Annotated in this window: 21 protein-coding genes, 1 tRNA gene and 1 pseudogene; 11 read left to right on the plus strand and 12 right to left on the minus strand. The window is 57.7% G+C overall.

Annotated features, from left to right (window positions below; all coding sequences use genetic code 11):
* Positions 1-140 precede the first annotated feature (140 nt).
* From ACR0BZ_RS04825 to ACR0BZ_RS04835, 3 genes are read left to right on the plus strand one after another with little or no spacing between them, the layout of a single operon-like run.
* Entirely contained in the window at positions 141-788 is a 648-nt protein-coding gene (locus ACR0BZ_RS04825) for an ABC transporter ATP-binding protein (protein ID WP_480919591.1), read from the plus strand.
* Positions 785-3,199, plus strand: a complete 2,415-nt coding sequence (locus ACR0BZ_RS04830) for an FtsX-like permease family protein (RefSeq protein ID WP_480919592.1) — start codon at positions 785-787, stop codon at positions 3,197-3,199. Before ACR0BZ_RS04825 ends, ACR0BZ_RS04830 begins: the two co-directional genes overlap by 4 nt.
* Positions 3,189-4,229, plus strand: coding sequence for a lipocalin-like domain-containing protein (locus ACR0BZ_RS04835; protein ID WP_480919593.1), 1,041 nt, complete (start codon positions 3,189-3,191; stop codon positions 4,227-4,229). The genes ACR0BZ_RS04830 and ACR0BZ_RS04835 overlap by 11 nt, the downstream gene beginning before the upstream one ends.
* A gap of 58 nt (positions 4,230-4,287) precedes the next feature.
* Here ACR0BZ_RS04835 and ACR0BZ_RS04840 read toward each other — a convergent pair whose 3' ends face one another.
* The 4 genes from ACR0BZ_RS04840 to ACR0BZ_RS04855 form a co-directional block, all read right to left on the minus strand.
* Positions 4,288-4,719: a universal stress protein gene (locus tag ACR0BZ_RS04840; RefSeq protein WP_267364463.1), complete on the minus strand. Its 432-nt coding sequence runs from the start codon at positions 4,717-4,719 to the stop codon at positions 4,288-4,290.
* Complete coding sequence (locus tag ACR0BZ_RS04845; RefSeq protein WP_480919594.1) at positions 4,716-7,325, minus strand: TRAP transporter permease; 2,610 nt, start codon at positions 7,323-7,325, stop codon at positions 4,716-4,718. The genes ACR0BZ_RS04840 and ACR0BZ_RS04845 overlap by 4 nt, the downstream gene beginning before the upstream one ends.
* Positions 7,326-7,426: 101 nt before the next feature.
* Positions 7,427-8,395 (minus strand): TAXI family TRAP transporter solute-binding subunit, encoded by a 969-nt coding sequence (locus tag ACR0BZ_RS04850; protein ID WP_267364467.1) that lies wholly within the window; start codon positions 8,393-8,395, stop codon positions 7,427-7,429.
* Between the two features lie 463 nt (positions 8,396-8,858).
* Positions 8,859-8,944 (minus strand) — tRNA-Leu (locus ACR0BZ_RS04855).
* Positions 8,945-9,089: 145 nt separating this feature from the next.
* Between ACR0BZ_RS04855 and ACR0BZ_RS04860 the strand changes: the two genes are divergently transcribed.
* Together ACR0BZ_RS04860 and ACR0BZ_RS04865 are read left to right on the plus strand one after the other, a co-directional pair.
* A complete protein-coding gene (locus ACR0BZ_RS04860) occupies positions 9,090-9,668 on the plus strand; it encodes a YqaA family protein (RefSeq protein ID WP_480485552.1) in 579 nt (192 codons plus the stop codon).
* Complete coding sequence (locus ACR0BZ_RS04865; RefSeq protein WP_480919595.1) at positions 9,665-10,135, plus strand: disulfide bond formation protein B; 471 nt, start codon at positions 9,665-9,667, stop codon at positions 10,133-10,135. Before ACR0BZ_RS04860 ends, ACR0BZ_RS04865 begins: the two co-directional genes overlap by 4 nt.
* On the opposite strand, the gene ACR0BZ_RS04870 is transcribed toward ACR0BZ_RS04865, so the two are convergent.
* Positions 10,132-10,719 (minus strand): HNH endonuclease, encoded by a 588-nt coding sequence (locus ACR0BZ_RS04870; RefSeq protein WP_209503840.1) that lies wholly within the window; start codon positions 10,717-10,719, stop codon positions 10,132-10,134. The two genes, ACR0BZ_RS04865 and ACR0BZ_RS04870, sit on opposite strands and share 4 nt — an antisense overlap.
* A gap of 212 nt (positions 10,720-10,931) precedes the next feature.
* Here ACR0BZ_RS04870 and ACR0BZ_RS04875 point away from each other — a divergent pair, with 212 nt between their 5' ends.
* Positions 10,932-11,537 carry an rRNA large subunit pseudouridine synthase E gene (locus ACR0BZ_RS04875; RefSeq protein ID WP_480919596.1) on the plus strand — a complete coding sequence of 202 codons (606 nt, stop codon included), beginning with the start codon at positions 10,932-10,934 and terminating at the stop codon, positions 11,535-11,537.
* Between the two features lie 32 nt (positions 11,538-11,569).
* Entirely contained in the window at positions 11,570-11,995 is a 426-nt protein-coding gene (locus tag ACR0BZ_RS04880; protein ID WP_480621825.1) for a VOC family protein, read from the plus strand.
* Positions 11,996-12,038: 43 nt separating this feature from the next.
* Here the strand turns inward: ACR0BZ_RS04880 and ACR0BZ_RS04885 are convergent, their stop codons facing one another.
* Together ACR0BZ_RS04885 and ACR0BZ_RS04890 are read right to left on the minus strand one after the other, a co-directional pair.
* Positions 12,039-12,704: an alpha/beta hydrolase gene (locus tag ACR0BZ_RS04885; RefSeq protein WP_267364470.1), complete on the minus strand. Its 666-nt coding sequence runs from the start codon at positions 12,702-12,704 to the stop codon at positions 12,039-12,041.
* Complete coding sequence (locus ACR0BZ_RS04890; protein WP_480919748.1) at positions 12,701-13,333, minus strand: DNA-3-methyladenine glycosylase family protein; 633 nt, start codon at positions 13,331-13,333, stop codon at positions 12,701-12,703. Before ACR0BZ_RS04890 ends, ACR0BZ_RS04885 begins: the two co-directional genes overlap by 4 nt.
* A gap of 97 nt (positions 13,334-13,430) precedes the next feature.
* Here ACR0BZ_RS04890 and ACR0BZ_RS04895 point away from each other — a divergent pair, with 97 nt between their 5' ends.
* The gene (locus ACR0BZ_RS04895; RefSeq protein ID WP_480480803.1) at positions 13,431-14,657 is read left to right on the plus strand and encodes an MFS transporter; all 1,227 of its coding nucleotides are present in this window, start codon (positions 13,431-13,433) and stop codon (positions 14,655-14,657) included.
* Here the strand turns inward: ACR0BZ_RS04895 and ACR0BZ_RS04900 are convergent, their stop codons facing one another.
* Genes ACR0BZ_RS04900 through cysS form a run of 3 tightly spaced genes read right to left on the minus strand, consistent with a single transcriptional unit; the run spans position 14,658 to position 18,468 of the window.
* Positions 14,658-15,434 carry a squalene/phytoene synthase family protein gene (locus ACR0BZ_RS04900; protein WP_480919749.1) on the minus strand — a complete coding sequence of 259 codons (777 nt, stop codon included), beginning with the start codon at positions 15,432-15,434 and terminating at the stop codon, positions 14,658-14,660.
* Between the two features lie 2 nt (positions 15,435-15,436).
* Entirely contained in the window at positions 15,437-17,071 is a 1,635-nt protein-coding gene (gene cimA, locus ACR0BZ_RS04905) for a citramalate synthase (protein WP_480919597.1), read from the minus strand.
* Positions 17,071-18,468, minus strand: coding sequence for a cysteine--tRNA ligase (cysS, locus tag ACR0BZ_RS04910; RefSeq protein ID WP_480830803.1), 1,398 nt, complete (start codon positions 18,466-18,468; stop codon positions 17,071-17,073). Before cysS ends, cimA begins: the two co-directional genes overlap by 1 nt.
* Before the next feature lie 222 nt (positions 18,469-18,690).
* On the opposite strand from cysS, the pseudogene ACR0BZ_RS04915 reads away from it, so the two are divergent.
* Positions 18,691-19,034 (plus strand): annotated as a pseudogene (locus tag ACR0BZ_RS04915) (MmcQ/YjbR family DNA-binding protein).
* A gap of 56 nt (positions 19,035-19,090) precedes the next feature.
* On the plus strand, positions 19,091-20,275 hold the full coding sequence (locus ACR0BZ_RS04920; RefSeq protein WP_480919598.1) for a pyridoxal phosphate-dependent aminotransferase: 1,185 nt from the start codon (positions 19,091-19,093) through the stop codon (positions 20,273-20,275).
* Positions 20,276-20,281: 6 nt separating this feature from the next.
* On the opposite strand, the gene ACR0BZ_RS04925 is transcribed toward ACR0BZ_RS04920, so the two are convergent.
* Positions 20,282-20,800: an outer membrane protein gene (locus ACR0BZ_RS04925; protein ID WP_480485535.1), complete on the minus strand. Its 519-nt coding sequence runs from the start codon at positions 20,798-20,800 to the stop codon at positions 20,282-20,284.
* A 414-nt stretch (positions 20,801-21,214) separates the two neighbouring features.
* Here ACR0BZ_RS04925 and ACR0BZ_RS04930 point away from each other — a divergent pair, with 414 nt between their 5' ends.
* The gene (locus tag ACR0BZ_RS04930) at positions 21,215-22,759 is read left to right on the plus strand and encodes a trimethylamine methyltransferase family protein (RefSeq protein WP_480919599.1); all 1,545 of its coding nucleotides are present in this window, start codon (positions 21,215-21,217) and stop codon (positions 22,757-22,759) included.
* A gap of 52 nt (positions 22,760-22,811) precedes the next feature.
* Here ACR0BZ_RS04930 and ACR0BZ_RS04935 read toward each other — a convergent pair whose 3' ends face one another.
* Entirely contained in the window at positions 22,812-23,057 is a 246-nt protein-coding gene (locus ACR0BZ_RS04935; protein ID WP_209596397.1) for an EF-hand domain-containing protein, read from the minus strand.
* Positions 23,058-23,331: the final 274 nt, after the last annotated feature.

Raw genomic sequence — 23,331 nt, forward strand, 5'->3', positions numbered from 1 at the left:
GTCAGGGCACAATGACCTTTCAAAACGCAAGGCACAACCCCGCCACCGGATAAGGTAGCCTGCGGCGAAAGGAACCGGAGTAAGGTCTGCACTGGACAGTTGGGAAGTCCGACGCACATCCTGTGCAAAAAGGGCGCTTCATGCTGTTGATCATCGACCGAGTTCAAAAGACTTATCCCGGCGGGCGGCCCGTTTTGCGCGACGTGTCTCTGACACTGGATCAGGGACAAACGCTTGCTCTGACCGGTGAAAGCGGCAGCGGTAAGAGCACCTTGCTGAATCTGGCCGCCGCCCTGGACAGTTTCGACAGAGGCGAGATTACGCTGGATGGCACGCCCCTGTCCCCTTTGGATGATGCGGGTCGGGCCGAGCTGCGGCGCAGAAAGGTTTCGCTTGTGTTCCAGCAGTTCAACCTGATCCCATCGCTGACCGTGGGGCAAAACCTGTCCTTTCATGCCCGCCTTGCAGGTACAGAGGATGTCAATTGGTCTGGGCAACTGGCCGAACGGCTTGGGCTTTTGGATTTGCTGGACCGCTACCCCGAAAGCTTGTCGGGCGGACAGCAACAGCGGGTGGCCATCGGACGCGCCATGGCAGCGCGCCCGAAACTGTTGCTGGCGGACGAGCCGACGGGCAATCTTGACGAAACCGCCAGCGCCAAGGTGCTGGACCTGATGCTGTCACTTGTGTCTGATACTGGCGCAGCTTTACTGCTGGTGACGCATTCCCCGCAGATCGCGGCCCGACTGGACACGCACCTACGCCTGAGCGGCGGGTGCATCCAATGACATCTGCCGTCGTCCAGGCCCTGCTGTCCCATTGGCGGGTGCATTGGTTGCAACTGGCAACGCTGCTGATCGGTATCGCCCTGGCAACTGGTCTGTGGTCCGCTGTACAGGCCATCAATGCCGAGGCCCGCGCCAGCTATTCCCGTGCCAACGCCCAGCTGGCACTTGGGCAGTTTGACGAATTGCGCGATCCAGCCGGTTTCATCCCCATGTCCCGTTATGTCGACCTGCGTCGCGCAGGATGGCAGGTGGCCGCCGTACTGGAAGGCCCTTATCGGGTCGCTGGACGTACGTTGCGTTTGATGGGCGTGGATATGGTGGCCTATCCCGCCCTGCCCGCAGTTACCGAGGCCCAGCAAAGCGATGCGCCGCCCGACCCGGCGGACATATTGACTGCTCCAGGCCGCCTGCTGGTTTCGACAGAGTTGGAGCACTTGTTGCGCGGTCACGATACTCTGCCCCCAGTTCTCAGTACCTCTGCACTACCGCCAGATGTGATCCTGACGGATATCGGCGTTGCCGAACGTCTTCTGAATCAGCCCGGTGCAATCTCGCGGCTCATTATCCTGCCTGATCAACCCCGCGGGCTTCAGCCCCTGACCGCGATCGCGCCAGAGCTGGAACGCATCAGCCCCTCACAAAAGATCGACACTGCTCAGCTGACCGACAGTTTCCACCTGAACCTGTCAGCCTTTGGATTGCTGTCCTTTGCGGTCGGCCTTTTTATCGTGAACGGCACGGTCGGGCTGGCCTTTGCTCAACGCAGAGGCATCATCCGCACCCTGCGGGCATTGGGTGTTTCGATGCGATTGTTGGTCTGGCTGATCCTTGCCGAGTTGACTTTTCTGGCCCTGATCGGTGGGCTTGTCGGGTTGCTTTTGGGCTTCTTTCTGGCCGGAGCACTTCTGCCTGATGTCGCAGCCACGTTGCGTGGCCTTTACGGCGCACCAGTAACAGGGCAACTGACGCTGCAACTGCAATGGGTTTTGGCAGGGATCGCCATGGCAGTCTTTGGCACTTTGCTGGCCAGCGGTCACGCATTGTGGCGCCTGTCGCGTATGCCCCTGCTGGCAAGTCCGGGCGTTCAAGCGTGGCGGGGCGACCCCCGCGCGCGCCATCTTGCTGCGGCGATGGGTCTGATCATGATTCTGGGTGGCGGTTTGGCCTATGTCACTTTCGGGGGGCTGATCGCCGGGTTTGCCCTGTTGGCTGGCTTGCTAACCGGTTCAGCTTTGATGTTGCCTGCGCTTTTGTCTCTAACGCTTTCACTCTGCGGCCGCGCGGCGCGGGGGCCTGTTGCCCAATGGGTTTGGGCAGATATGCGGGCACAATTGCCCGGATTGTCACTTGCCCTGATGGCCCTATTGCTGGCCTTGGCAGCGAATGTCGGCGTAGGCACAATGGTATCCAGTTTCCGGCTGACATTCGTCGGGTGGCTGGACCAGCGCCTGACGTCAGAACTCTACCTGACTGCCAGCGACGACGATCAGGGGCGGGAAATCGCCGATTGGCTGCGCCCTCAGGTCGAAGCCATTCTGCCAATCCGAAATGTGGAATTGTCGCACAAGACGGGGCCTCTGTTTCTTTACGGTGTCGTGGATGATCCGGTCTATCGGCAGAACTGGCCAGTGATCACCTCTACGCCGAATGCATGGGATGACGTCATGACCGGGCGTGCGGTTCTGATCAACGAGCAACTGGCGCGACGTGCCGATCTCTGGCCCGGCGGTGCTTTGGCCTTATCGCCGGACCACATCCTGACCATCGCCGGGGTCTATTCGGATTATGGGAATCCTACCGGGCAAGCCATCGTCTCGATGGACCAACTGAACCGGATCGCTCCGGGTGCGGAAACCCGCCGCTTTGGCATTCGTCTGCATTCCGAGAAAGCAACGGAAATGGCGCAAACCTTAAGGGAACGGTTCAACCTTCCGCGTCAGGCTGTCGTACAGCAAGCTGCAATGAAGGCGCAATCGCTGTCGATATTTGAGAAGACTTTTGTCGTGACCTCGGCCTTGAATGTGCTGACCCTCGGCGTGGCGGGATTTGCCATTCTCACCAGTCTGCTGACCCTGTGGACCCAGCGCCTGCCACAGATCGCACCGGTCTGGGCGCTGGGGCTGAACAGGGCGCAACTTGCAGGGCTGGAACTGTTGCGCAGCCTATTGCTGGCGGCATTGACCGCCTGTCTGGCGTTGCCACTTGGGCTTGTTCTGGCATGGGTTCTGCTGACGGTGATCAACGTTCAGGCTTTTGGTTGGCGCCTGCCGATGTTCGTTTTCCCCTGGGATTGGCTGTGGCTGTTTCTACTGACCCTTCTTGCTGCCCTGCTTGCCGCCGCCCTGCCCGCGCTACGGATGCTGCGCCTGCCACCCGCCGATCTGCTGAGAGTGTTCGCCAATGAACGTTAGGACCCTCCTGTTCCTTCTTATGTGGCTCTACCCGATACCGCTTTGGGCGCAGGGCTACGCAGGTCTCGGCGGGTCGGCCGAAGGCTTTGACGTGCCAGTAGCCGGGTATGAGTTTGATTTCCCAAGGGACCATGGCCCCCACCCGGCGTACCGCATCGAATGGTGGTATCTGACGGCCAATCTCCAAGGGGACGACGGCCTGGACTATGGCATTCAATGGACCCTGTTCCGATCTGCCCTGAAGCCCTATGACAGCGACGGGTGGCAAAGCCCGCAACTTTGGATGGGTCATGCTGCTGTTACGACCCCCAAAGCACATTTTTTCACCGAGCGATTGTCACGCGGGGGGATTGGGCAGGCGGGTGTGACAGCACAACCGTTTGAGGCCTGGATTGATGAATGGCGCATGGCCGGATCGGATTTGGACAGCCTGTCGCTGACGGCAAATGGTAAAGACTTCGGCTATGACCTTTCGCTGACTGCGCAAGGGCCTTTGGTTCTTCACGGAGACGCGGGCTATTCGGTCAAATCTTCTGATGGGCAGGCAAGTTACTATTACTCGCAGCCCTTCTATTCAGTCGAAGGCGTGCTGCATTTGCCGGATAGTGAAGTCCGTGTAACCGGTCAGGGCTGGCTGGATCGGGAATGGTCCTCACAACCCTTGGCGGCAGATCAGAGGGGTTGGGATTGGTTCTCGCTCAGCTTTGAGGGCGGCGATAAGTTGATGGCTTTTCGCCTGCGCGGGGACCGAGGCGACTTCACCTCGGCCACCTGGATCAATTCAGACGGCAGTATTGAGGCCATCCCCAACGGCTCAATCAGCCTTTTGCCGCTGAGTACCAACGAGGTTGCCGGGCGTGACATCCCGACACACTGGCAAGTCGATCTTGTGGATCGGGGCATAGATATTCAGGTCTCAGCCCTGACACCTGATGCGTGGATGGGTACCAGTTTCGAATACTGGGAAGGCCCTGTCACCGTAACCGGCAGCCATGAAGGCGTTGGCTATCTTGAGATGACAGGCTACTGAACCCACCCGATATTTGTTCACGACCGGCGACGCGATCTTTTGCACGCTGACAAATCAGTCAGCGAACGACATACACCGAGACGTTGGAATGCCGCACCACTCGCGCTGCATTCGGACCAAGCAGATAGTCCTTAAAATCCGGCTTATGCGCGCCGATCACAATCAGATCGGAACCGGCGCTTTCGGCGGTTTTCAGAATCTCCTGATAGGCTGTGCCTGTCGCAACGACATGGCGGATGCTTTCATTGCGCTCGGCCCCCAATGCCGAAATACACAGCGCCGTCAGTTTGGCCTGCGCCTCGGCCAACGCCTTGTCGTGAAAATCGGATTCAAAGAACCCGGACACCCAGCTTTCCCCGAAATCGGGCAACACAGTCACAACATCCAACTGTGCCCCTTCCAGATCCGCCAAAGCTGCGGCTTTTTGCAGGACCGGAGCATCAATCTCGCCATTGCTGATATCAATGGCACACAGAACAGAACGTGTCATGCGGGCACCCCTTGTCTGGCGGCACGGCCGCGTTGCAGGAACGCGATAAGACCCAAGAAGATCATCGCTGGGATATACACCAGCTGCTTGGGCAGCTGTTCGGACGGTAAGCTGACCGAGGCCAGGCGTACGGGTTCATCGCCATAGTAGTCAAAGATGCCCAGATCGTCGGCCACTGGCGTGCCAAACAGCGGCTCGTCAAGCTTGACCAACCCGTCCTCGGGAACCAGCAGCAGGCCCATCGCCTCGACCCGTGCGGCCCCTCCTTCTTCGTCGCCCACAGTGACAACAACAGTTGTGTCCACCATCTCGAGCGTATCGAAATCGGGGCCCGCGACGACCAGGCGTACATCGGTTCCCGGTGGTGTCTGACCAATGGTTTCTTCGAATGCAGCGGGTTCAACCGATTTGAACGGAGGCGAGATACGATCCATGAAAAAGTCTGGTCGAAACAAAGCAAATGCCACCAGAACGAGCGCGACACTTTCATAGATACGGCTACGGGTCAGGAAATACCCCATCGTGCCGGCCGTGAAGACCAGAATCGCTATGGTCGCAAAAACGGCCACCGTGATCCCTTCAAGCCATGTAACGTCGATCAAAAGAAGATCAGTGTTGAAGATGAACACGAAAGGCAGTGCCACAGTGCGCAGGCTGTAGAAGAACGCCGTGAAACCGGTTTTGATCGCATCACCGCCCGACACAGCAGCCGCCGCGAAGCTTGCAAGCCCAACAGGCGGTGTAACATCGGCCATAATCCCGAAGTAAAACACAAACAGGTGCACAGCGATCAACGGTACAATCAGCCCGCTTTGCGCGCCCAGTTCAACGACGACCCCGGCCATCAACGAACTGACAACGATATAATTCGCCGTGGTCGGCAGACCCATGCCCAGAATCAGGCTGAGCAGCCCAACCATGACCAGCATAAGGATAAGATTGCCGCCTGAAAGGAACTCGACCAGGTCAGCCATTACCTGACCAACACCCGTCAAAGTCACTGTGCCGACGATCACGCCCGCAGTGGCAGTTGCCAGCGCGATACCGATCATGTTCCGTGCACCATCAATCAACCCCTGCCACAGGTCAGCGACGCCATCGACAAAGGTGTTCTTGAGATTGCTCTGCCCCCGGAAAAGAGCCTTGAGCGGTTTCTGCGTCAGCAGGATTACGAACAGCAAAGCGGTCGCCCAGAACGCCGACAGTCCCGGCGATTTCTGTTCGATCATCAGGAAGTAAACCAGAACGATGATCGGCAGCAGGTAATGCAAACCTGCCTTATAAATATCAGCGATAACAGGAAGCGTGACCTCTTTTGCATTCGGGTCGTCCGGCTCAAGGTCCGGCACCTGAGCGGCCAGATAGAGCAATCCGACATAAACCGCGCAGACGATCAAGCTCAGCACCAGGCCTGCCGCAGACGGTACCCAGCTTGTTACAGCATCGACCGGGAATTGCGAGCCGTAACAAAGCCCTGCAAACACCAGGAAGAAAGCCAACATACCCACAACGGTTCGCGCCAGATGCACGTCACGGTCGCCCAAAGTCGGCATGTTTCGCTTCACAGCTTCCAAATGCACGATATAGACCAGCGCGATGTAAGAAATCGCCGCAGGGAGGAAGGCGTGGGTGATCACCTCGACATATGAGATGCCCACATATTCCACCATCAGGAAGGCAGCCGCGCCCATCACAGGTGGCATAATCTGACCGTTGACCGATGAGGCCACTTCGACCGATCCGGCCTGTTCACTGCTAAAGCCCACACGCTTCATCAGCGGAATGGTAAATGTTCCGGTTGTCACAACGTTGGCAATCGACGAGCCCGAGATCAGGCCGGTTGCGGCAGAACCAACAACGGCCGCCTTTGCCGGACCACCGCGCAGATGCCCGAGCGCACCAAAGGCCATCTTGATGAAATAGTTCCCTGCCCCGGCCTTATCCAGCAGCGCGCCAAACAGCACGAACAGGAACACAAACTTCGTGGAAACGCCCAATGCGATGCCAAACACGCCTTCTGACGTGATCCACATGTGGCTCATCGCCTTTTTCAGGCTCGCACCTTTCCAGCGGATAACTTCCGGCACCCATTCAGATGCACCAAAGAAGACATAAGCCAAAAAGATCGTCGCGATAATTGCCATGGCCGGGCCGAGCGCTCGACGCGCCGCCTCGAACAAAAGTAGCAACCCAAGCAACGCGACCCATTTGTCTGTATCGTCGGCCAAACCGCCCGCATTTACGATCTTGTCATAGAAAAAATAGCCATAAAGCGCGACGAACGCACCGACCAAGCCCATGATCCAATCCTGAACCGGAATATAGCCGCGCGGGCTGGACTTTAGTGCCGGATAAGCCGCAAAGGCCAGAAACAGAGCGAAGGCAAGGTGGAATTGCCGCGCATTGTTTACCACGCTGCCCGGCAACACGTAGTTTGCGAGCGGCGACGCAAGGATAACCTGAAAAATCGACCAGATCGCGGCTACAATCGCCAGGAAGACACCTACATTCCCGACAGGATTACGCCCGCCCGCGTCGGATGATGCGACCAGATCCTGAAGCTCTTCTTCGGAAAGCGGACGATTGGATTGAGTGTCGGAATTCATCAAATGTCTCCCCGTCGCGGCCATTTTTGACCTTCTAACTCACCTGCTTGGTACAGGCGTTGTGCAGGGCGCCCTAAAAAGCGCCCTGCTTCAGGTCTGGTTTACTGAATCCAGCCTTTTTCTTTGTAATACTTCTCGGCCCCCGGATGCAGCGGCGCCGACAGGCCGTCCGCGATCATTTCTTCGGGCTTGAGGTTGGCAAACGCCGGGTGCAGTTTTTTGAAGTCTTCGAAGTTTTCAAAGACCGAGCTGACCACCGCATATACCGCGTCGTCCGACACATCTGCCGAAGTCACAAAAGTCGCACCTACGCCAAATGTCTGGGTGTCGCCGTCAGAACCACGGTACATGCCACCGGGGATGGTTGCAGTACGGTAGAACGAATTGTCGTTGACCAGCTTGTCCACGGCTTCACCGCTGACATTCACCAGAACCGAGTCACAGGCTGTGGTGGCTTCCTGGATCGAACCAGACGGGTGACCAACGGTATAAACCATAGCATCGATCTGGTTGTCGCACAGGGCAGCCGATTGTTCAGCCGCTTTCAGCTCTGTCGCCAGTTCGAAATCATCGGTCGTCCAGCCCATTTCGCCCAGAAGAACTTCCATGGTGCCGCGCTGACCGGAACCGGGGTTCCCGATGTTCACGCGCTTGCCTTTCAGGTCTTCAAAGTTTGTGATGCCTGCATCGGCGCGGGCCACAACGGTAAAGGGCTCGGGGTGGACCGAGAAGACGGCGCGCAGATTTTCGAAAGGACCGGCCTCTTCAAATTTCGAGGTGCCGTTATACGCGTGATACTGCCAGTCGGACTGGGCAACACCGAATTCCAGCTCGCCTTCGCGAATTGTGTTGATGTTGTAGACCGAGCCACCGGTCGATTCGACCGAGCAGCGGACACCGTGTTCTTTCCGGCCTTTGTTCACCAGACGGCAGATCGCGCCACCTGTCGGATAGTAAACACCGGTCACGCCGCCGGTACCGATTGTAATGAACTCTTCGGCATAAGCCGCCGGAGCCAACATGGCTGCGGTTACAAACGCGCCGAGGCTCAATTTGCTGCTGTTTCTCATTTCAATACTCCCACATTTTTTGTCTGGCAGTTGGAATTCAAATCGATCATCTGCCCATAAAACTGTGCCGATAACGATGATCGGCCCGCCTTACAGCAGGTGCAACCTGTTGAATTTTCCAGTTTCTCCCAACCCCTTTGAGGGTTCATTCAGATACTTTCAATGTCAAGGCCAGCGCCAGCCTGACTCGCATCAATCCGCATATATGAGCGCAAATTTCGAATTTTCCCCTCTGGCACACAGGAATACCCGCCAGATCGGTCTTCCTGATCTTTGCTCCCAAATTTGTTCAGGTCGGTTCAACAGCGGGTCGTATATGGTGCCATTTCGCAGGGAGAAGTTGATACCAGAGGACTGAAAGGAACCAGACCAGATCGAAAAGTAAGAACTAAGTGTGCAAACACGCAAGTGGCCCGAAAAGAAAAAACAGGAAGCAGGTTCCCCTAACTCCCTGTTTTTACTTTGGTACCCAAGGCCGGACTCGAACCGGCACGGTATCACTACCGGGGGATTTTGAATCCCCTGCGTCTACCATTCCGCCACTTGGGCCACGGACACTGGATTAGCGCCCATCCGAGGGAAGGTCCAGAGGCAAAAATCATCCAATAATCCATTTGCTTCCACTGCGATGGTTGACGGGCCGTCAGGTGCGTGGTTTGGCTTTCCCGGGTCGAGAACGGGATTTGAGTGCTTAATGTTGCGATCGCTTTATGACTGGACAATTCGTCTGGCGGAACACCCTCATGCGCTGTGGGCGCTGGCCGTAGTGGCTTTTGTCGAAAGCTCGTTCTTTCCAATCCCCCCCGACGTTCTGATGATTCCGATGATCCTGGCGCGCCCGTCGCGCGCCTGGCTGATTGCATCTGTTGCCCTGGTGGCTTCGGTTCTGGGCGGGATGCTGGGCTACGCGATTGGTGCGTTTTTCTATGAAAGTCTGGGACAGCCCATTCTTGAATCAATGGGCAAGGCTCATGCGATGGAAGAATTCAACACTCGCTTCAACGATTTCGGGTTCTGGGCGGTTCTGGCCGCCGGTGTGACGCCTTTCCCGTACAAGGTCATCACCATTATGTCCGGCTGGACAGGAATGCCGCTTGGAACATTCATCGCAACGTCGATACTGGCACGCGCGCTCAGATTCTTCCTTGTTGCGGCCCTGCTTTGGGGCTTTGGCGAGCCGATCCGTGAGTTTATCGAAAAACGCCTGGGGCTGATGTTCACCTTGTTCATCATCCTGTTGTTTGGCGGCTTCCTGGTGGTGAAATACCTATGACGAGACGTTCACAACTTATCGCACTGGCAAGTCTTGGGTCCCTGGCCCTTCTGCTGGCAGCTTTTGGCTTTCAGCATCTGGGCGGCCTTGCCCCATGTAAAATGTGTATCTGGCAGCGCTACCCGCATGGGTTCGCAATCGCAATTGGCGTTTTGGCGCTGGCCTTACCAAGGCTAAGTTTCCTGCCCCTCTGTGGCGCGATGGCAGCGGCTGTCACTTCGGGCATCGGGTTCTATCACGCCGGTGTTGAGCAAGGATGGTGGGAAGGTCCGACCAGTTGCACATCCGGTAGCATTAGTGGGATGTCGAATAACGACCTGTTCGATCAGATTATGTCCGCGCCTTTGGTTCGCTGCGACGATATCCCTTGGGAACTGTTCAACATCTCAATGGCTGGATGGAATGCCATTGCCTCGGCTGTTCTGGTGCTGATCTGGCTCGCGGCGTGGCGGTCAGGCAGAGCCTAGAATTCGTCCAGTTCCGCATCCCAATACAGAAAATCGATCCAGCTTTCGTGCAAGTGATTGGGGGGAAATTTCCGACCAACATTGCGCAGTGCTTCGGCGTCAGGCTGGCGGGGCGGCTTACGCAGACTCATTCCTGCCTGACGCAGAGATTTTGACCCTTTGCGCAGATTGCACGGGCTGCACGCCGCCACAACGTTCTGCCAACTGGTCACCCCACCAGCGGCGCGTGGCACCACATGATCAAAGGTCAGATCACCACGACTGCCACAATACTGGCACCGGAACTCGTCTCTCAGAAATAAATTAAAGCGCGTGAAGGCCACGCGCTTTCTGGGTTTTACATAGTCTTTCAAAACAACGACCGAAGGTATTCGGATCTGCGTACTCGGGCTGCGAACCACTTCATCGTATTCGGCCACGATGTCGACCCGATCCAGCCAGGCCGCCTTGATCGCCTCTTGCCAGGGCCAGAGGGACAACGGGTAATAAGACAGGGGGCGATAATCGGCGTTCAAAACCAATGCCGGATGATGCTTCAATGCACCTGGCTCCCTGACAAATTCGGTCCTGAAGTCTCCGTCCATATCAGAATCGCTCCTCGCTCTGCTCTGCCCGTTTTGACATCAGAGCGGGGAACACCCGCCCCGGCCTTAGTATGACTATATATCGTGTTAATACTCTGACAAGCCCTGATTTTCCACAATATGTCGCAAACTGGGTAATGCGAATCCGTAACAGGCACATGACAGTTATCCACAGCTTGCGCGGGGTGCACTCTTCGGGGTATGCGCACGTCATGTCCTGGTTCATTCGCTTCAACAAACCTTACGATGTACTGCCGCAGTTCACCGACCGCGACAATGCGGATGCTCCGCGCAGTACACTGTCCGATTTCATCGATCTTCCCGGGGTTTATCCCGCCGGTCGACTGGACCGTGACAGCGAAGGTTTGATGCTACTGACTGACCACGGCAAGTTACAGGCGCAGATCTCGGACCCCAAGCACAAGATGGCAAAAACCTATTGGGTTCAGGTCGAAGGTATTCCGGACGAAACTGCCCTGAAAGCGCTGCGAAACGGCGTCGAGTTGAAAGACGGCCTGACCCGTCCGGCGAAGGTGCGCCAGATCGACGAGCCGGACAACCTGTGGCCCCGCACCCCACCAATCCGCGAGCGCGAGACGGTACCAGACAGTTGGATAGAACTGTCCATACGCGAGGGCAAAAACCGTCAGGTGCGTCGAATGACGGCCGCCGTGGGCTTGCCGACCCTGCGCCTGATCCGCTGCCGCATCGGTGACTGGACATTGGACGACCTGGAACCGGGCCAGTGGGACAGCCTGCCCATGCCGTCCCTGAACTCCACACCGCAACGAAAACGCGACCGTCGACCGCGCCGGTGACATACCCTGCCCTGATCTGCTAAACTCGGGTCATGAAACTAACCCCCGGGATACCGGCCCCTTCGGCGATTCTGGAAGCGTCGCTTTATGTCGATGATCTGGACGCAGCGGAACAGTTTTACGGCGAAGTACTGGGCCTGGAACGCATTCAGCGCGTCGCCGACCGCCACGTGTTTTACCGAATTGGCGGATCGGTCCTGCTGATCTTTAACCCGGAACAGACGGAACAACCGCCCCTCAACCCGGACATGCCTGTTCCGCCCCACGGCGCCCGTGGTGCAGGACACGTGTGTCTTGTACTGACCCGAGATGAAATCGCGGTAATGCGCAAGCACCTTCTGGACTGGAATGTCCCCGTAGATGCAGAATTCGACTGGCCCGGAGGCGCACGTTCCTTGTACGTGCGCGACCCGGCCGGAAACTCAGTCGAATTTGCGGAAGCCCATCTTTGGTCTTGAGCCAATACAGAACGACCGTGTTCCGCTGAACTGACCTTACTGGCTAAAGGCTCAGCTTGTCGCGCATGAAGGCCAGGGCCACACTCAGCCCGTCCGGGGCGATTCCGTGCCCGGTGCCCTTCATGACATGGGCATAGACCTCTTTGAAACCGGCGGATTGCAGGGCCTCTGCCGCTTCGGGCAAGGATTGCGGCGGGACGACGTCGTCGGCATCGCCATGCACCAGCAGTACAGGCATCCGGCTGACGGTTTCGTCTGCCAGAAGGTCCGCCTCTAGCAAACGGCCTGAGAACGCGACAATTCCGGCCACGGGGTCTTCGCGGCGGGGCGCGACATACAGGCTCATCATCGTACCCTGGCTGAAACCAAAAAGGACAACCTGTTCGGGCAACAGGTCTTCATCCACCATCAGAGCATCCAGAAAGGCGTTGAAATCCTCGACCGCCATTTCCATGCCCCTGCGCGCCTCTTCCTCAGACGACCCGTCAATCCAGGGAATCGGAAACCACTGAAAACCATTGGGCATTCCGGGGATCTGCTCGGGCGCGTCCGGGGCCACGAACAATGTGTCGGGCAGATGTTCACCCAGCGGGTCGGCCAAACCCAGCAGATCGGCACCGTTTGCGCCATAGCCATGTACGAACACCACAACCGAGCGCGTGTCGCCCGAAACAGGCTCTTTCCGGAGCGCATTCAAAACCCGTGTCATCTGATCCCTTCTCTTTGCTTTGCAACCCGGTAATAGGCCCACAGCACCCGCGCCGCAACCGAGCGCCAGGGCGACCAGGCCTCGGCCATCTTGCGCAGTTCTTTATCTGTTGGGCGGTTGGGCAGGTCATAGAGGATGCGCGCGGCCTCTTGCAGCGCCAGATCACCGGGGGCGATCACATCAGCGCGACCAAGTGAGAACATGGCGTATATCTCGGCGGTCCAGACGCCAATGCCTGACACTTGCGTCAGCGTGGTCACAACTTCCGCATCAGAGGCATCACGTAACGCTTTGTAATCTATACGCGCTTCCGCCAAAGCCCTTGCATAGCGGATCTTCTGACGGCTTAACCCTACAGCCCGAAGATCGTCATCCGTTGCCCACATGATCTTACGCGGTTCCGTCAGTTGGGCATCTTGCAGGCGTTTCCATATTGCATTGGCCGAAGCCACACTGACCTGTTGGCTGACAATGGCACTCAGCAGTTGCGCGAACCCGTCGGGACGGCGACGTAACGGCAATGGGCCAGTCTGTTCCATTGCATAGGCCATGCGCGGACAGCTCTGGGCCAGCCATTCAGCCCCTTCCGCCACACAATCCGGCGTTTCGATGATGCGGCCAACGGGCATCTGGTCTCCCTGCTCGGTTGCTACTGGCACGTTAGGCGCATGTGCCGCAGATGCAACCGGGTTGTGCCGCAAACACTTAGCCGATAACCATTCCGCCATGACCATGATCTCGACCCTTCCCGATGACCGTCAGGCCAAACGCAACGTCGCCGTCTTGGTGGCGGCGCAGGCCATTCTGGGCGCGCAGATGCCAATGATGTTCATCGTCGGAGGGCTGGCAGGTCAGTCGCTGGCGACCAATCCCTGCCTGGCGACATTGCCTATTTCGCTGATTGTTCTGGGATCGATGCTGGCAGCCACGCCAATCTCGGCCATCATGCAAAAATGGGGGCGTCGGGTCGGGTTCCTTGTTGGCGCAACATCCGGTGCGTTGGGCGGGCTGATCGGAGCCTATGGCCTGTTCCTTGGCTCTTTCCCCGTCTTCCTTGTCGGCAGCCTGTTAACAGGCATCTACATGAGCGCCCACGGATTCTACCGGTTCGCCGCAGCGGACACCGCATCGGACGAGTTCCGCCCCAAAGCGATTTCCTATGTCATGGCTGGTGGATTGGCAGCTGCCATCATTGGCCCGCAGATCGTAAAGCTCACGTCCGAAGCCTACGTCATCCCGTTTCTGGGCACCTATCTGGCTGTCATTGGGATCAATGTTCTGGGGTCCGCCCTGTTCTTCTTCCTTGATATCCCAACGCCTGCAAAACCCACCGGCACCGAGCCCAAGGGGCGGTCGCGACTGGAATTGCTGAAAACACCCCGCATCGCCGTGGCCATCATATGTGCCATGGTATCTTACGCGCTGATGAATCTTGTGATGACTTCGACGCCGTTGGCCGTGGTAGGTTGTGGTTACTCGGCTAATGACGCGGCTGACATCGTCACCAGCCACGTGCTGGCCATGTATGTGCCCAGTTTCTTTACGGGTCACCTGATCGCCCGGTTTGGCATCGAAAGGATTGTGGCGCTGGGTCTGGCAATTCTTGCAGCCGCTGGACTGGTCGCCTTGCAGGGCGTTGATTTAGGGAACTTTTTCGTCGCTCTCATTCTTCTTGGTGTTGGGTGGAACTTTGGCTTTATCGGCGCGACCACGATGCTGGCCGCATCGCATGAGCCGCAGGAGCGCGGCCGGATGCAGGGCCTCAACGACCTGCTGGTGTTTGGCGGAGTGACTATGGCCTCGCTGGCTTCGGGTGGATTGATGAACTGCTCGGGCGGTTCCCCGGTCGAAGGGTGGACAGCAGTCAACCTTGCAATGATCCCATTGCTGACACTGGCAGGCGGGGCCCTGTTGTGGCTGGTTCTGCGACCGGCCGACCCGGAACGGGCCTGATCACCAGCGCCCGCTGCCCGCAGTCCACATCAAGGACAGTCGTTGCCGTATTTCTCCCGGTGCAAGCGCACCTGTGGCAACACGTTCTGGGCTAGCTATGGCTTGCTTCAAAATCCGTTCGGCCAACCAACCGGAATATAATGCCGGCCGTGCCTTGGCCGAAATCTCAGCCCGATGCGATCTGGCTTTTTGCAGGCGATTCAAGGCGGTTCCGGCCAAGGCACGCACCCCTTCAAGGGTACCGTCTAAAAGCGGTATCCGCCCGCGTTGTTCCAGTTCAGGAATAGCCCTGAGCCAATTCGCCACCCCAACCGCATATCCAAAGTCACGCAACACAGTTTCATCGGCCACCCCCAGCGCCTGGGCTGATGCAACAACCAATGAGCCCGTGCTTTGATCGATGTAGGCGTCAAAGTGCTCCTGATCTTCGAACGGATCACGATATATATCCCAACGCCTTACGGCCACATATTCATCCAAAACACCAGCCAGATGGGGCGAAAGAACCCGTGACAAGGGTGTCACCACCTCGTGCCGCCGTACGGTTGCCCCGTCTGCAATTTCCTGTAGCGCGTCTCGCCACCATTGCAGCCGCATCTCGGCGATCATCGGCTCTTGCGTCACCCAGGGCGCGCGGGCAACTTCGACGTTCAGCGCGTAAATCGGGAACAGAACTGCACGATCTGCAACCGGTGCAGCCATCGCTGCGCGGAAACGATCTGGATCAGCCCGCTGCACAAGTGCCGCGCAGGCTTTGACGTCTTGGTCAAAGACCACGCTCACTCGGCTGCTGCCTTTTTCGGATCACAGTCGCGCACCAGTTTCCACTGAATCGCATCCAGAAGCGCCTCGAAAGACGCATCGACTATGTTCGCGCTGACGCCCACGGTCGACCAGCGCCGCCCCTGACCGTCTTCGCTGTCGATGATGACACGCGTGACCGCTTCGGTGCCGCCCTGCGTAATCCGCACCTTGAAGTCGACCAGACGCATATCTGACAGTACCTGCGAATACTGACCCAGATCCTTGGCCAGCGCCTTCGCAAGGGCGTTCACCGGCCCCCTGTCGCTGCCTGACTCGTCCATGGATTCACTGACAGACAGCTTCTTTTCACCATCCACTTTTACGACAACAACGGCCTCGGATAGGCTGACCATCTTGTTGTATTTGTTCTTACGCCGTTCAACGGTGACTTTGTAACGCTTGACCTCGAAGAACTCAGGCAATTGACCCAGCTCTTCCCGCGCCAGCAGTTCAAAACTGGCCTGAGCGGTGTCATAGGAATATCCATCCGCCTCGCGGGCCTTTATCTGGTCAAGGATGCGGCCAAGTGCGGGGTCACCTGCCTCAACACGCAAACCGGCCTCGGTCAAACGCTTGCGCAGGTTTGACTGACCAGCTTGGTTCGACATCGGAATGATGCGGGCGTTCCCGACGCTTGCGGGGTCCACATGCTCATATGTCGATGGATCCTTGAGGATCGCGCTGGCGTGCAGTCCGGCCTTATGCGCAAAAGCCGACGCCCCAACATAAGCCGCCTGCTTGCTGGGCACCCGATTCAAAACATCATCCAGCATCCGGCTGATGCGGGTCAAACCAGCCAAAGCCTCACGGCTGACACCAATATCAAACTGCGACGCATAGGGTTCCTTCAGCAACAGCGTCGGGATCAAAGCGGTCAGATTTGCATTGCCGCAACGCTCGCCCAAACCATTCAATGTGCCCTGAATTTGCCGTGCACCTGCCTCAACAGCAGCCAGAGAACAGGCAACGGCATTTTCGGTATCGTTATGGGTGTGAATGCCCAGCCGATCACCGGGCAGCCCGGCTGCGATCACCTCGGATACAATCCGCCCGACCTCGGACGGCAAAGCGCCACCATTTGTGTCGCACAGGACAACCCACCGCGCGCCAGCCTCAAGCGCTGCGCGACAAACATCCACGGCATATTCCGGATTGTCCTTGTAGCCGTCAAAGAAATGTTCCGCATCAAACAGCGCTTCTCGCCCCTGCGCGACGATATGCGCGACCGAGGCGCGCACGTTTTCTGTGTTCTCTTCCAGTGAAATACCAAGCGCGTGGGTGACGTGATAATCATGCGACTTGCCGACCAGACAAACAGCCTGCGTTCCCGCATTCATCACGGCTGCCAGCACATCGTCATTCTCGGCTGATCGTCCTGCGCGTTTGGTCATGCCGAACGCCGTCAACCGGGCCGCGGTCTTTGGGGCCACCTCGAAAAACGCGCTATCGGTCGGGTTGGCGCCGGGCCAACCGCCTTCGATGTAATCCACGCCCAAAGTGTCCAGCGCCTGCGCGATCTGCACTTTTTCTGCGGTCGAAAACTGCACGCCCTGCGTTTGCTGCCCATCGCGCAGGGTTGTGTCGTAGAGGTAGAGGCGTTCCTTAGCCATCAGACCTCCTCCAGCTTGGCAGCATCAAAACCGGCGCCGGGCACCAGTTCGACACTGTCCTTGCTCATTCGAACCTCAAGCCCCGCCGCTACATATGCTGCCTTCAAGCGATCAACTTCTGAGAAGTCCTTGCTTTGCATCGCGATTTCGCGTGCCTTCGCTAAACGGTCCGCATGAGAGGTCAAATCGACAGATGCGGTATCTGCCCAGTCGCTCATCTCAGGTAAAAGCAAACCCAGCAGTTGCGCACTGGCCAGCAGACCTGCGGCGTCACCGTCTGAAGCCAGACGATAAAGCTCGCTCATGGCACCTGCCGTATTCAGATCGTCACTTAGTGCTGCGATGACTTCAGGTGCCGCGCTGGCTGCGGGCTCGATGCCCGCTGTCAGCGCCCGCCACTTGCGCAGCGTCGCCTCGGCCTCACGCGCCTTCTTCTCGGTCCAATCCATTGGCTTGCGATAATGCGTCTGCAGAAAGACGAAGCGGATTACCTCGCCCGGCACGCCCTGCTCCAGCAAATCGTGCACGGTAAAGAAATTGCCCAGCGATTTGGACATTTTCTTACCTTCGACCTGCAACATCTCGTTATGCAGCCAGACCCGCGCGAATTCACCGTGCGGGTGAGCGCATTTGCTCTGGGCGATCTCGTTTTCGTGGTGCGGGAACATCAGGTCATTGCCACCCCCGTGGATATCAAAGCTCTCGCCCAGCAATTCATAGCTCATGGCCGAGCATTCGATGTGCCAGCCCGGACGTCCCCGGCCCCATGGGCTGTCCCAGCCCGGCAGATCATCAGTCGAAGGCTTCCACAAGACAAAATCCATCGGGTTCTTCTTGTATGGCGCGACCTCGACTCGCGCACCTGCGATCATGTCATCGACCGACCGGCCAGACAGTTTGCCATAGCTTTCTTTCCAGCTGTCGACCGCGAACAGAACATGACCTTCGGCGGCATAGGCGTGACCCTTTGCAATCAGGCCCTCGATCATCGCGATCATCTGGGCGATATACTGGGTCGCGCGTGGCATCTGGTTGGGTTCCAACGCTCCCAACGCGCCCATGTCGTGCAAGTACCAGTCGATGGTCTCGTCCGACCGCTCCTGCACCAGTTGCTCAAGCGTGCCTTCTGCGCCCGCCTGTTTGCGCGCCAATGCCGTTGCGTTGATCTTGTCGTCCACGTCGGTGAAGTTGCGCACATAGGTCACGTGATCTGCGCCGTAGACGTGACGCAACAGGCGGTAGAGCACATCGAACACAACCACCGGGCGGGCATTACCCAAATGGGCACGATCATAGACCGTTGGGCCACAGACATACATCCGCACGTTTTCAGGATCGATCGGTACGAAGTCTTCCTTCGTCCGCGTCCGTGTGTTGTGCAGCTTGATCGTCGTCATCGGTCGGGCTCCTAAGAAACAGCAAAGGCTTGCGCGTTGGCGCGGGCTTAGCAACTTGTCTCAGGGATGAAAACGAAAGAAACCGGCCCGCTTGATAAATCAGCAGGTAATGCAGCAGATAATAATGATGCAGGTCACCGGGTTCATGGGACATCGGTTAGCATGGGATCATTCGCAAGCCAAGTGTTGAGTTTGCCATACCCGTTCGGCACAGTGCCGAACATGGACCGAGATTTCGTAAATTCCATCTGCAAAACGCTGCCCGGCGCTGAACTGTCCGATCCCTGGGGCGGTGGCCATGACGCCTGGAAAATTGGTGGCAAATGTTCGCCTGTATCGGGATCGCAAATGACGGTGTTTCCGTAAAAACGCCCGATATCGAAACGGCGCAGATGCTGATAGACACTGGGATCGGCGTAAAAGCCCCCTATTTCCACCGCAGCTGGGTGCGTCTTCCGTTTGACACCGGTGCAGACGAAATGCGCCATCGTTTGACTGTGTCCTATGACCTTGTCCGCGCATCATTGACCAAAAAACTTCAGGCCTCGATAGCGCCGCGAAGCTGATTGACAAACGTCCGCCGCTCTGCCCCATTCAGCGCAGAGTAACCGGGGCCCTTGTCATGGAATTGTCCAAGCGCATCACGCAGATCACCGGCGGCAGCGACGGGTGGGAGGTGTTCAATCGGGCCCGACGGATGCTGAATGAAGGGCATGCTGTGACAGAATTGACAATCGGCGAGCATGACGTTCGTACCGACTCGTCGATCCTGCACGCTATGGACCAGTCGGCCCGCAACGGTCACACCGGTTATGCCACGGTGCCCGGAACAGATTTGCTGCGCGATACGGTTGCTGCCCGGGTTCAGTCCCGCACAGGTATCCCAACGACGCGTAACAATGTACTGATCACGCCCGGTGGGCAGTCCGCCCTTTTCGCCGCGCATATGGCGGTGTGCGATCCCGGCGACACCGGGCTGTATCTGGACCCGTATTATGCCACCTACCCCGGAACGATTCGCGGTGCCGGGGCCATTGCCCGCGCTGTTCGAACCACCGCAGAAGATGCATTTCAACCGCGCGCAGATTTGATTGATGCAGCGGCGGAAGGCGCGGTTTCGCTGTTGATCAACACGCCGAACAACCCGACCGGAGTGGTGTATTCCCGTCAGTCACTTGAAGCCACTGCCGATGTTTGCCAACGCCGTGACCTGTGGCTGATATCAGACGAAGTCTATGACACCCAGATCTGGGAGGGCGAGCACCTGTCCGCCCGCGCGCTGCCCGGAATGGCCGACCGTACCTTAGTGGTTGGATCAATGTCCAAATCACATGCCATGACCGGGTCCCGATGCGGGTGGATCGTTGGTCCGGAATACGTGATCCGCCACCTGATAGATCTGGCTACTCATACAACTTATGGCGTTCCGGGGTTCATTCAGGACGCAGCCAGCTTTGCACTGACCGCAGGACAGGAGCTTGAAAACAAGATCGCCGCGCCATTCCGTCGCCGCCGTTCATTGGCGATAGACGTATTGGCGGCACAGAACACAGTGGGGCTCATCCCGGCGCAGGGTTCTATGTATCTGATGCTGGATATACGGGCGACCGGGCTGACGGGCGAAGGGTTTGCGAACGCCCTGCTGGACACTCATGCGATTGCCGTCATGCCGGGCGAAAGCTTTGGCAAAGCCGCAGCGGGGCACATTCGGGTTGCCATGACCGTGGATGATGAGAAATTTGTCAGTGCCTTGAGGACCCTGTGCATGTATTCAGCGCAGCTCGCCAAGCGACACGCGGCTGAATAGCCGCATCTAAAACCGAAATGTCGTACGCAGGTTGAAAACATTGGTGTCCAGACTGCCGCTGGATCGGGTGACATCGTCGAAATTCTGCCGCAGCGCTTCACCGCTGATAACGAAATTCTCGCCAATCGGATAGGCCAATCCGATTCCGTAAACCGCGGCCGTGTCACTGTCGACCGACGTATCAGCCCGCGCCGCGCCTACGACCACGTATCCCAGAGCGTTACCGAATTCATATCCGCCACGCAGTTTCAAGCTGGTCATGCTGTCGAGACTGCCCTGAGACTGGCCAAGGTTCAGGGACAGCCGGTTATATTCCAACTCACCGCCCAGAACGAAATTCCCAAAGTCCTGATCATAGCCCAGATGCGCACCAAAGGCCGTATCATCGCCATTCGCACCGCCCGGACCGTCGGCATCTGCAAATCCAAAACTGAACCCTGCATACCCGCCAGTCCAATCCTCAGCCGCAACAGGGCTAGCTCCGGCGATCAATATCGCAACAACAAGGACGGAAAAAGGGTTCATAGTCGGGCTCAATGCAACACCGCTCTGGTTTCGATCAGAGGCATGACTTCAATTCAATCTGTGACCTGCTGGTCAAAATTCAACTCCGCTCAGCAGACCTTGGAAGTAAGTGAATGCAGTATAACAGATTTCTTCCAAAACGGGTGAAAATCTCGGCGTTTGGTTCTTTGACCCCAAAAGCCCTAAGAATTGTCCATGTGAAAAATTATCAAAGGTCGCAAATAGAACAGATTGTGTCGCCGCGTTTTGGAATGGTCGCGCAAGACGTTGAGGGACAAAATGGCAGACGACGACTGGAAAATCAGCCTGATCAGCCGCACCATTGGGGCGGATCGCGGACGTGCCGCGCGGGGACGGCCGTAAAGGTGTGCTTGCTGACAACTTAAGACATCACTCAACGACCGGATTCTTGAAATGAATGACCAACCCCGCAATTCTTCGCGCAGTGGCGGCCGCGCCGCGCGCCGTGCTGCCCGTGCAACCGCACTGCCCGAGCACCTGCGACCAGTCCGCCCCGGAATGGAAGGCGGCGTCCTGAATGTGCTGACACAGGCGCAGATCGAACGCATCCACGAAGCAGCACTGACCGCGCTTGAAACCATTGGCCTGGCGGACGCCCCGCAAAGTGGCATTGACTATCTGGTCGGTGCAGGCTGCATCTTGGGCGACGATGGCCGTATCCGTTTCCCGCGTGCCCTTGTCGAGGACACGATTGCAAAGGCGAACCGCTCGGTCACTTTGTACAGCCGGGATGGAAACACCGATCTGGAATTGTCCGGCACCAAAGTGCACTACGGTACGGCCGGGGCCGCCGTGTCCATGGTTGACGTCCACGGTCGGGAATATCGTCATTCCACCGTGCAAGATCTGCACGATGCCGCACGTATCTGCCAGCAGCTTGATAACATTCACTTTGTGCAACGGCCAATGGTTTGTCGTGACATCGCCGACAACCTCGAAATGGACCTCAACACGATTTACGCCTGCTGTTCGGGGTCCTTCAAACATGTCGGGACATCCTTCACCGAGCCAAGCCACGTCGCTCCGGCGATGGAAATGATCTATATGATTGCGGGCGGTGAAGACAAATTTCGCGAGCGACCCTTCGTGTCGAACTCGAACTGCTTTGTTGTTCCTCCAATGAAATTCGCAACCGAAAGCTGCGAAGTGATGGAAGCATGCATCAAGGCCGGAATGCCAGTCTTGCTGCTATCTGCTGGTATGGCCGGAGCCACAGCGCCGTCGACCATCGCCGGTGCGATCACGCAAGCAACTGCGGAATGCCTGGCGGGATTGGTTTATGTTAATGCCGTAAGTCCCGGTGCTCCGGCGATTTTTGGCACCTGGCCGTTTGGTCTGGACCTGCGAACCGGTGCCATGTCGATCGGTTCAGGGGAACAGGCCCTTCTGACTGCCGGATGTGCCCAGATGCACCGGTTCTACGACCTTCCAGGCGGCGCTGCGGCTGGCGCATCAGATTCGAAACTGCCCGATATGCAGGCTGGCTGGGAACAGATGTGTTCGAATGTCATGGCAGGTCTGTCCGGTCTGAACATGGTATACGAGGCGGCCGGGATGCATGCCTCGTTGCTGGGGTTCTGCCTGGAAAGCCTGATCCTCAGCGATGATTTGATCGGACAGGCGCAACGCTGTGTACGCGGGATCGAAGTGACGGATGACACGCTGGCACTGGATCAAATGGCGGCGGTCTGCATGGGCGGCCCAGGCCACTATCTGGGAACTGACGCAACGCTGAGCCGGATGCAGTCAGATTACGTCTATCCAACATTCGGAGATCGCTCCTCGCCGAAAGAGTGGGTGGAGCTTGGCAAGCCCGATCTGGTGGAAAAAGCCGTAGCCCGGAAAGAGGAAATCCTTTCCACCCCTTCCCCTGCAAGGTTCGACCCGGTTCTGGACGCCGAGATTCGGAAAAAATTCAAAATCCATCTTCCCGCTTAAGGTGATGGAAAAGGCGGCCCGAAAGGGATCGGGCCGCCTGTTCATACAATGCCTACCCGTCGCTGGGCGGCAACAATCCTGCCTCCTGCGCGATCGCGACCTCGTCTGCATCCAACGCTCCGTCACCATTGGCATCCATGGCTGAGAAAGTGTCGGCGTTGACTTCCGGTACGACTGCCTGAATTTCCTCGATGGTCAGCAGACCATCACCGTTGGTATCGGCTGAGGATTGGGCCGAAGCAACGCCGGGCAAGCCCAGAACGGCCATGGAAAGCCCGATCAAATAATGCGATTTCATTTCAGTGCCTCCTGAAAGGTGTGTTTGTGTTTACGTCCGGACGACGCCCAGAAGCACATGGACCCCCCTGCGCGTCACGCGCTTTGGTAGAGTTTCGTGATTTCACGCCAATCTTTGCGTGTTTGCCCGAGTCGGGTTTGCGGCCCTCCGCCTGAAGAAGGCGGCAAAACCTGTATCGGCGGCTCTTGCCCGACAGGACCACCTCAATCCGGCAATGTGGCGCTTATCCGGGACGACTCGGCGGGTAAAAAGAAAGGGGGCCGAAGCCCCCTGT

Source organism: Ruegeria sp. P8 (genome assembly GCF_056534665.1).

What these genes read in the sequence shown, in the direction of transcription:
- ACR0BZ_RS04880 (WP_480621825.1), top strand. Translation starts at nt 11,570, where the DNA reads ATGAAACTAACCCCCGGGATACCGGCCCCTTCGGCGATTCTGGAAGCG.
- ACR0BZ_RS04865 (WP_480919595.1), top strand. Translation starts at nt 9,665, where the DNA reads ATGACGAGACGTTCACAACTTATCGCACTGGCAAGTCTTGGGTCCCTG.
- cimA (WP_480919597.1), bottom strand. Translation starts at nt 17,071, where the DNA reads ATGGCTAAGGAACGCCTCTACCTCTACGACACAACCCTGCGCGATGGG.
- ACR0BZ_RS04920 (WP_480919598.1), top strand. Translation starts at nt 19,091, where the DNA reads ATGGAATTGTCCAAGCGCATCACGCAGATCACCGGCGGCAGCGACGGG.
- ACR0BZ_RS04845 (WP_480919594.1), bottom strand. Translation starts at nt 7,325, where the DNA reads ATGAATTCCGACACTCAATCCAATCGTCCGCTTTCCGAAGAAGAGCTT.
- ACR0BZ_RS04890 (WP_480919748.1), bottom strand. Translation starts at nt 13,333, where the DNA reads ATGCCCGTTGGCCGCATCATCGAAACGCCGGATTGTGTGGCGGAAGGG.
- ACR0BZ_RS04850 (WP_267364467.1), bottom strand. Translation starts at nt 8,395, where the DNA reads ATGAGAAACAGCAGCAAATTGAGCCTCGGCGCGTTTGTAACCGCAGCC.
- ACR0BZ_RS04930 (WP_480919599.1), top strand. Translation starts at nt 21,215, where the DNA reads ATGAATGACCAACCCCGCAATTCTTCGCGCAGTGGCGGCCGCGCCGCG.
- ACR0BZ_RS04825 (WP_480919591.1), top strand. Translation starts at nt 141, where the DNA reads ATGCTGTTGATCATCGACCGAGTTCAAAAGACTTATCCCGGCGGGCGG.
- ACR0BZ_RS04925 (WP_480485535.1), bottom strand. Translation starts at nt 20,800, where the DNA reads ATGAACCCTTTTTCCGTCCTTGTTGTTGCGATATTGATCGCCGGAGCT.
- ACR0BZ_RS04895 (WP_480480803.1), top strand. Translation starts at nt 13,431, where the DNA reads ATGACCATGATCTCGACCCTTCCCGATGACCGTCAGGCCAAACGCAAC.
- ACR0BZ_RS04840 (WP_267364463.1), bottom strand. Translation starts at nt 4,719, where the DNA reads ATGACACGTTCTGTTCTGTGTGCCATTGATATCAGCAATGGCGAGATT.
- ACR0BZ_RS04935 (WP_209596397.1), bottom strand. Translation starts at nt 23,057, where the DNA reads ATGAAATCGCATTATTTGATCGGGCTTTCCATGGCCGTTCTGGGCTTG.
- ACR0BZ_RS04885 (WP_267364470.1), bottom strand. Translation starts at nt 12,704, where the DNA reads ATGACACGGGTTTTGAATGCGCTCCGGAAAGAGCCTGTTTCGGGCGAC.
- ACR0BZ_RS04830 (WP_480919592.1), top strand. Translation starts at nt 785, where the DNA reads ATGACATCTGCCGTCGTCCAGGCCCTGCTGTCCCATTGGCGGGTGCAT.
- ACR0BZ_RS04835 (WP_480919593.1), top strand. Translation starts at nt 3,189, where the DNA reads ATGAACGTTAGGACCCTCCTGTTCCTTCTTATGTGGCTCTACCCGATA.
- cysS (WP_480830803.1), bottom strand. Translation starts at nt 18,468, where the DNA reads ATGACGACGATCAAGCTGCACAACACACGGACGCGGACGAAGGAAGAC.
- ACR0BZ_RS04870 (WP_209503840.1), bottom strand. Translation starts at nt 10,719, where the DNA reads ATGGACGGAGACTTCAGGACCGAATTTGTCAGGGAGCCAGGTGCATTG.
- ACR0BZ_RS04860 (WP_480485552.1), top strand. Translation starts at nt 9,090, where the DNA reads ATGTTGCGATCGCTTTATGACTGGACAATTCGTCTGGCGGAACACCCT.
- ACR0BZ_RS04875 (WP_480919596.1), top strand. Translation starts at nt 10,932, where the DNA reads ATGTCCTGGTTCATTCGCTTCAACAAACCTTACGATGTACTGCCGCAG.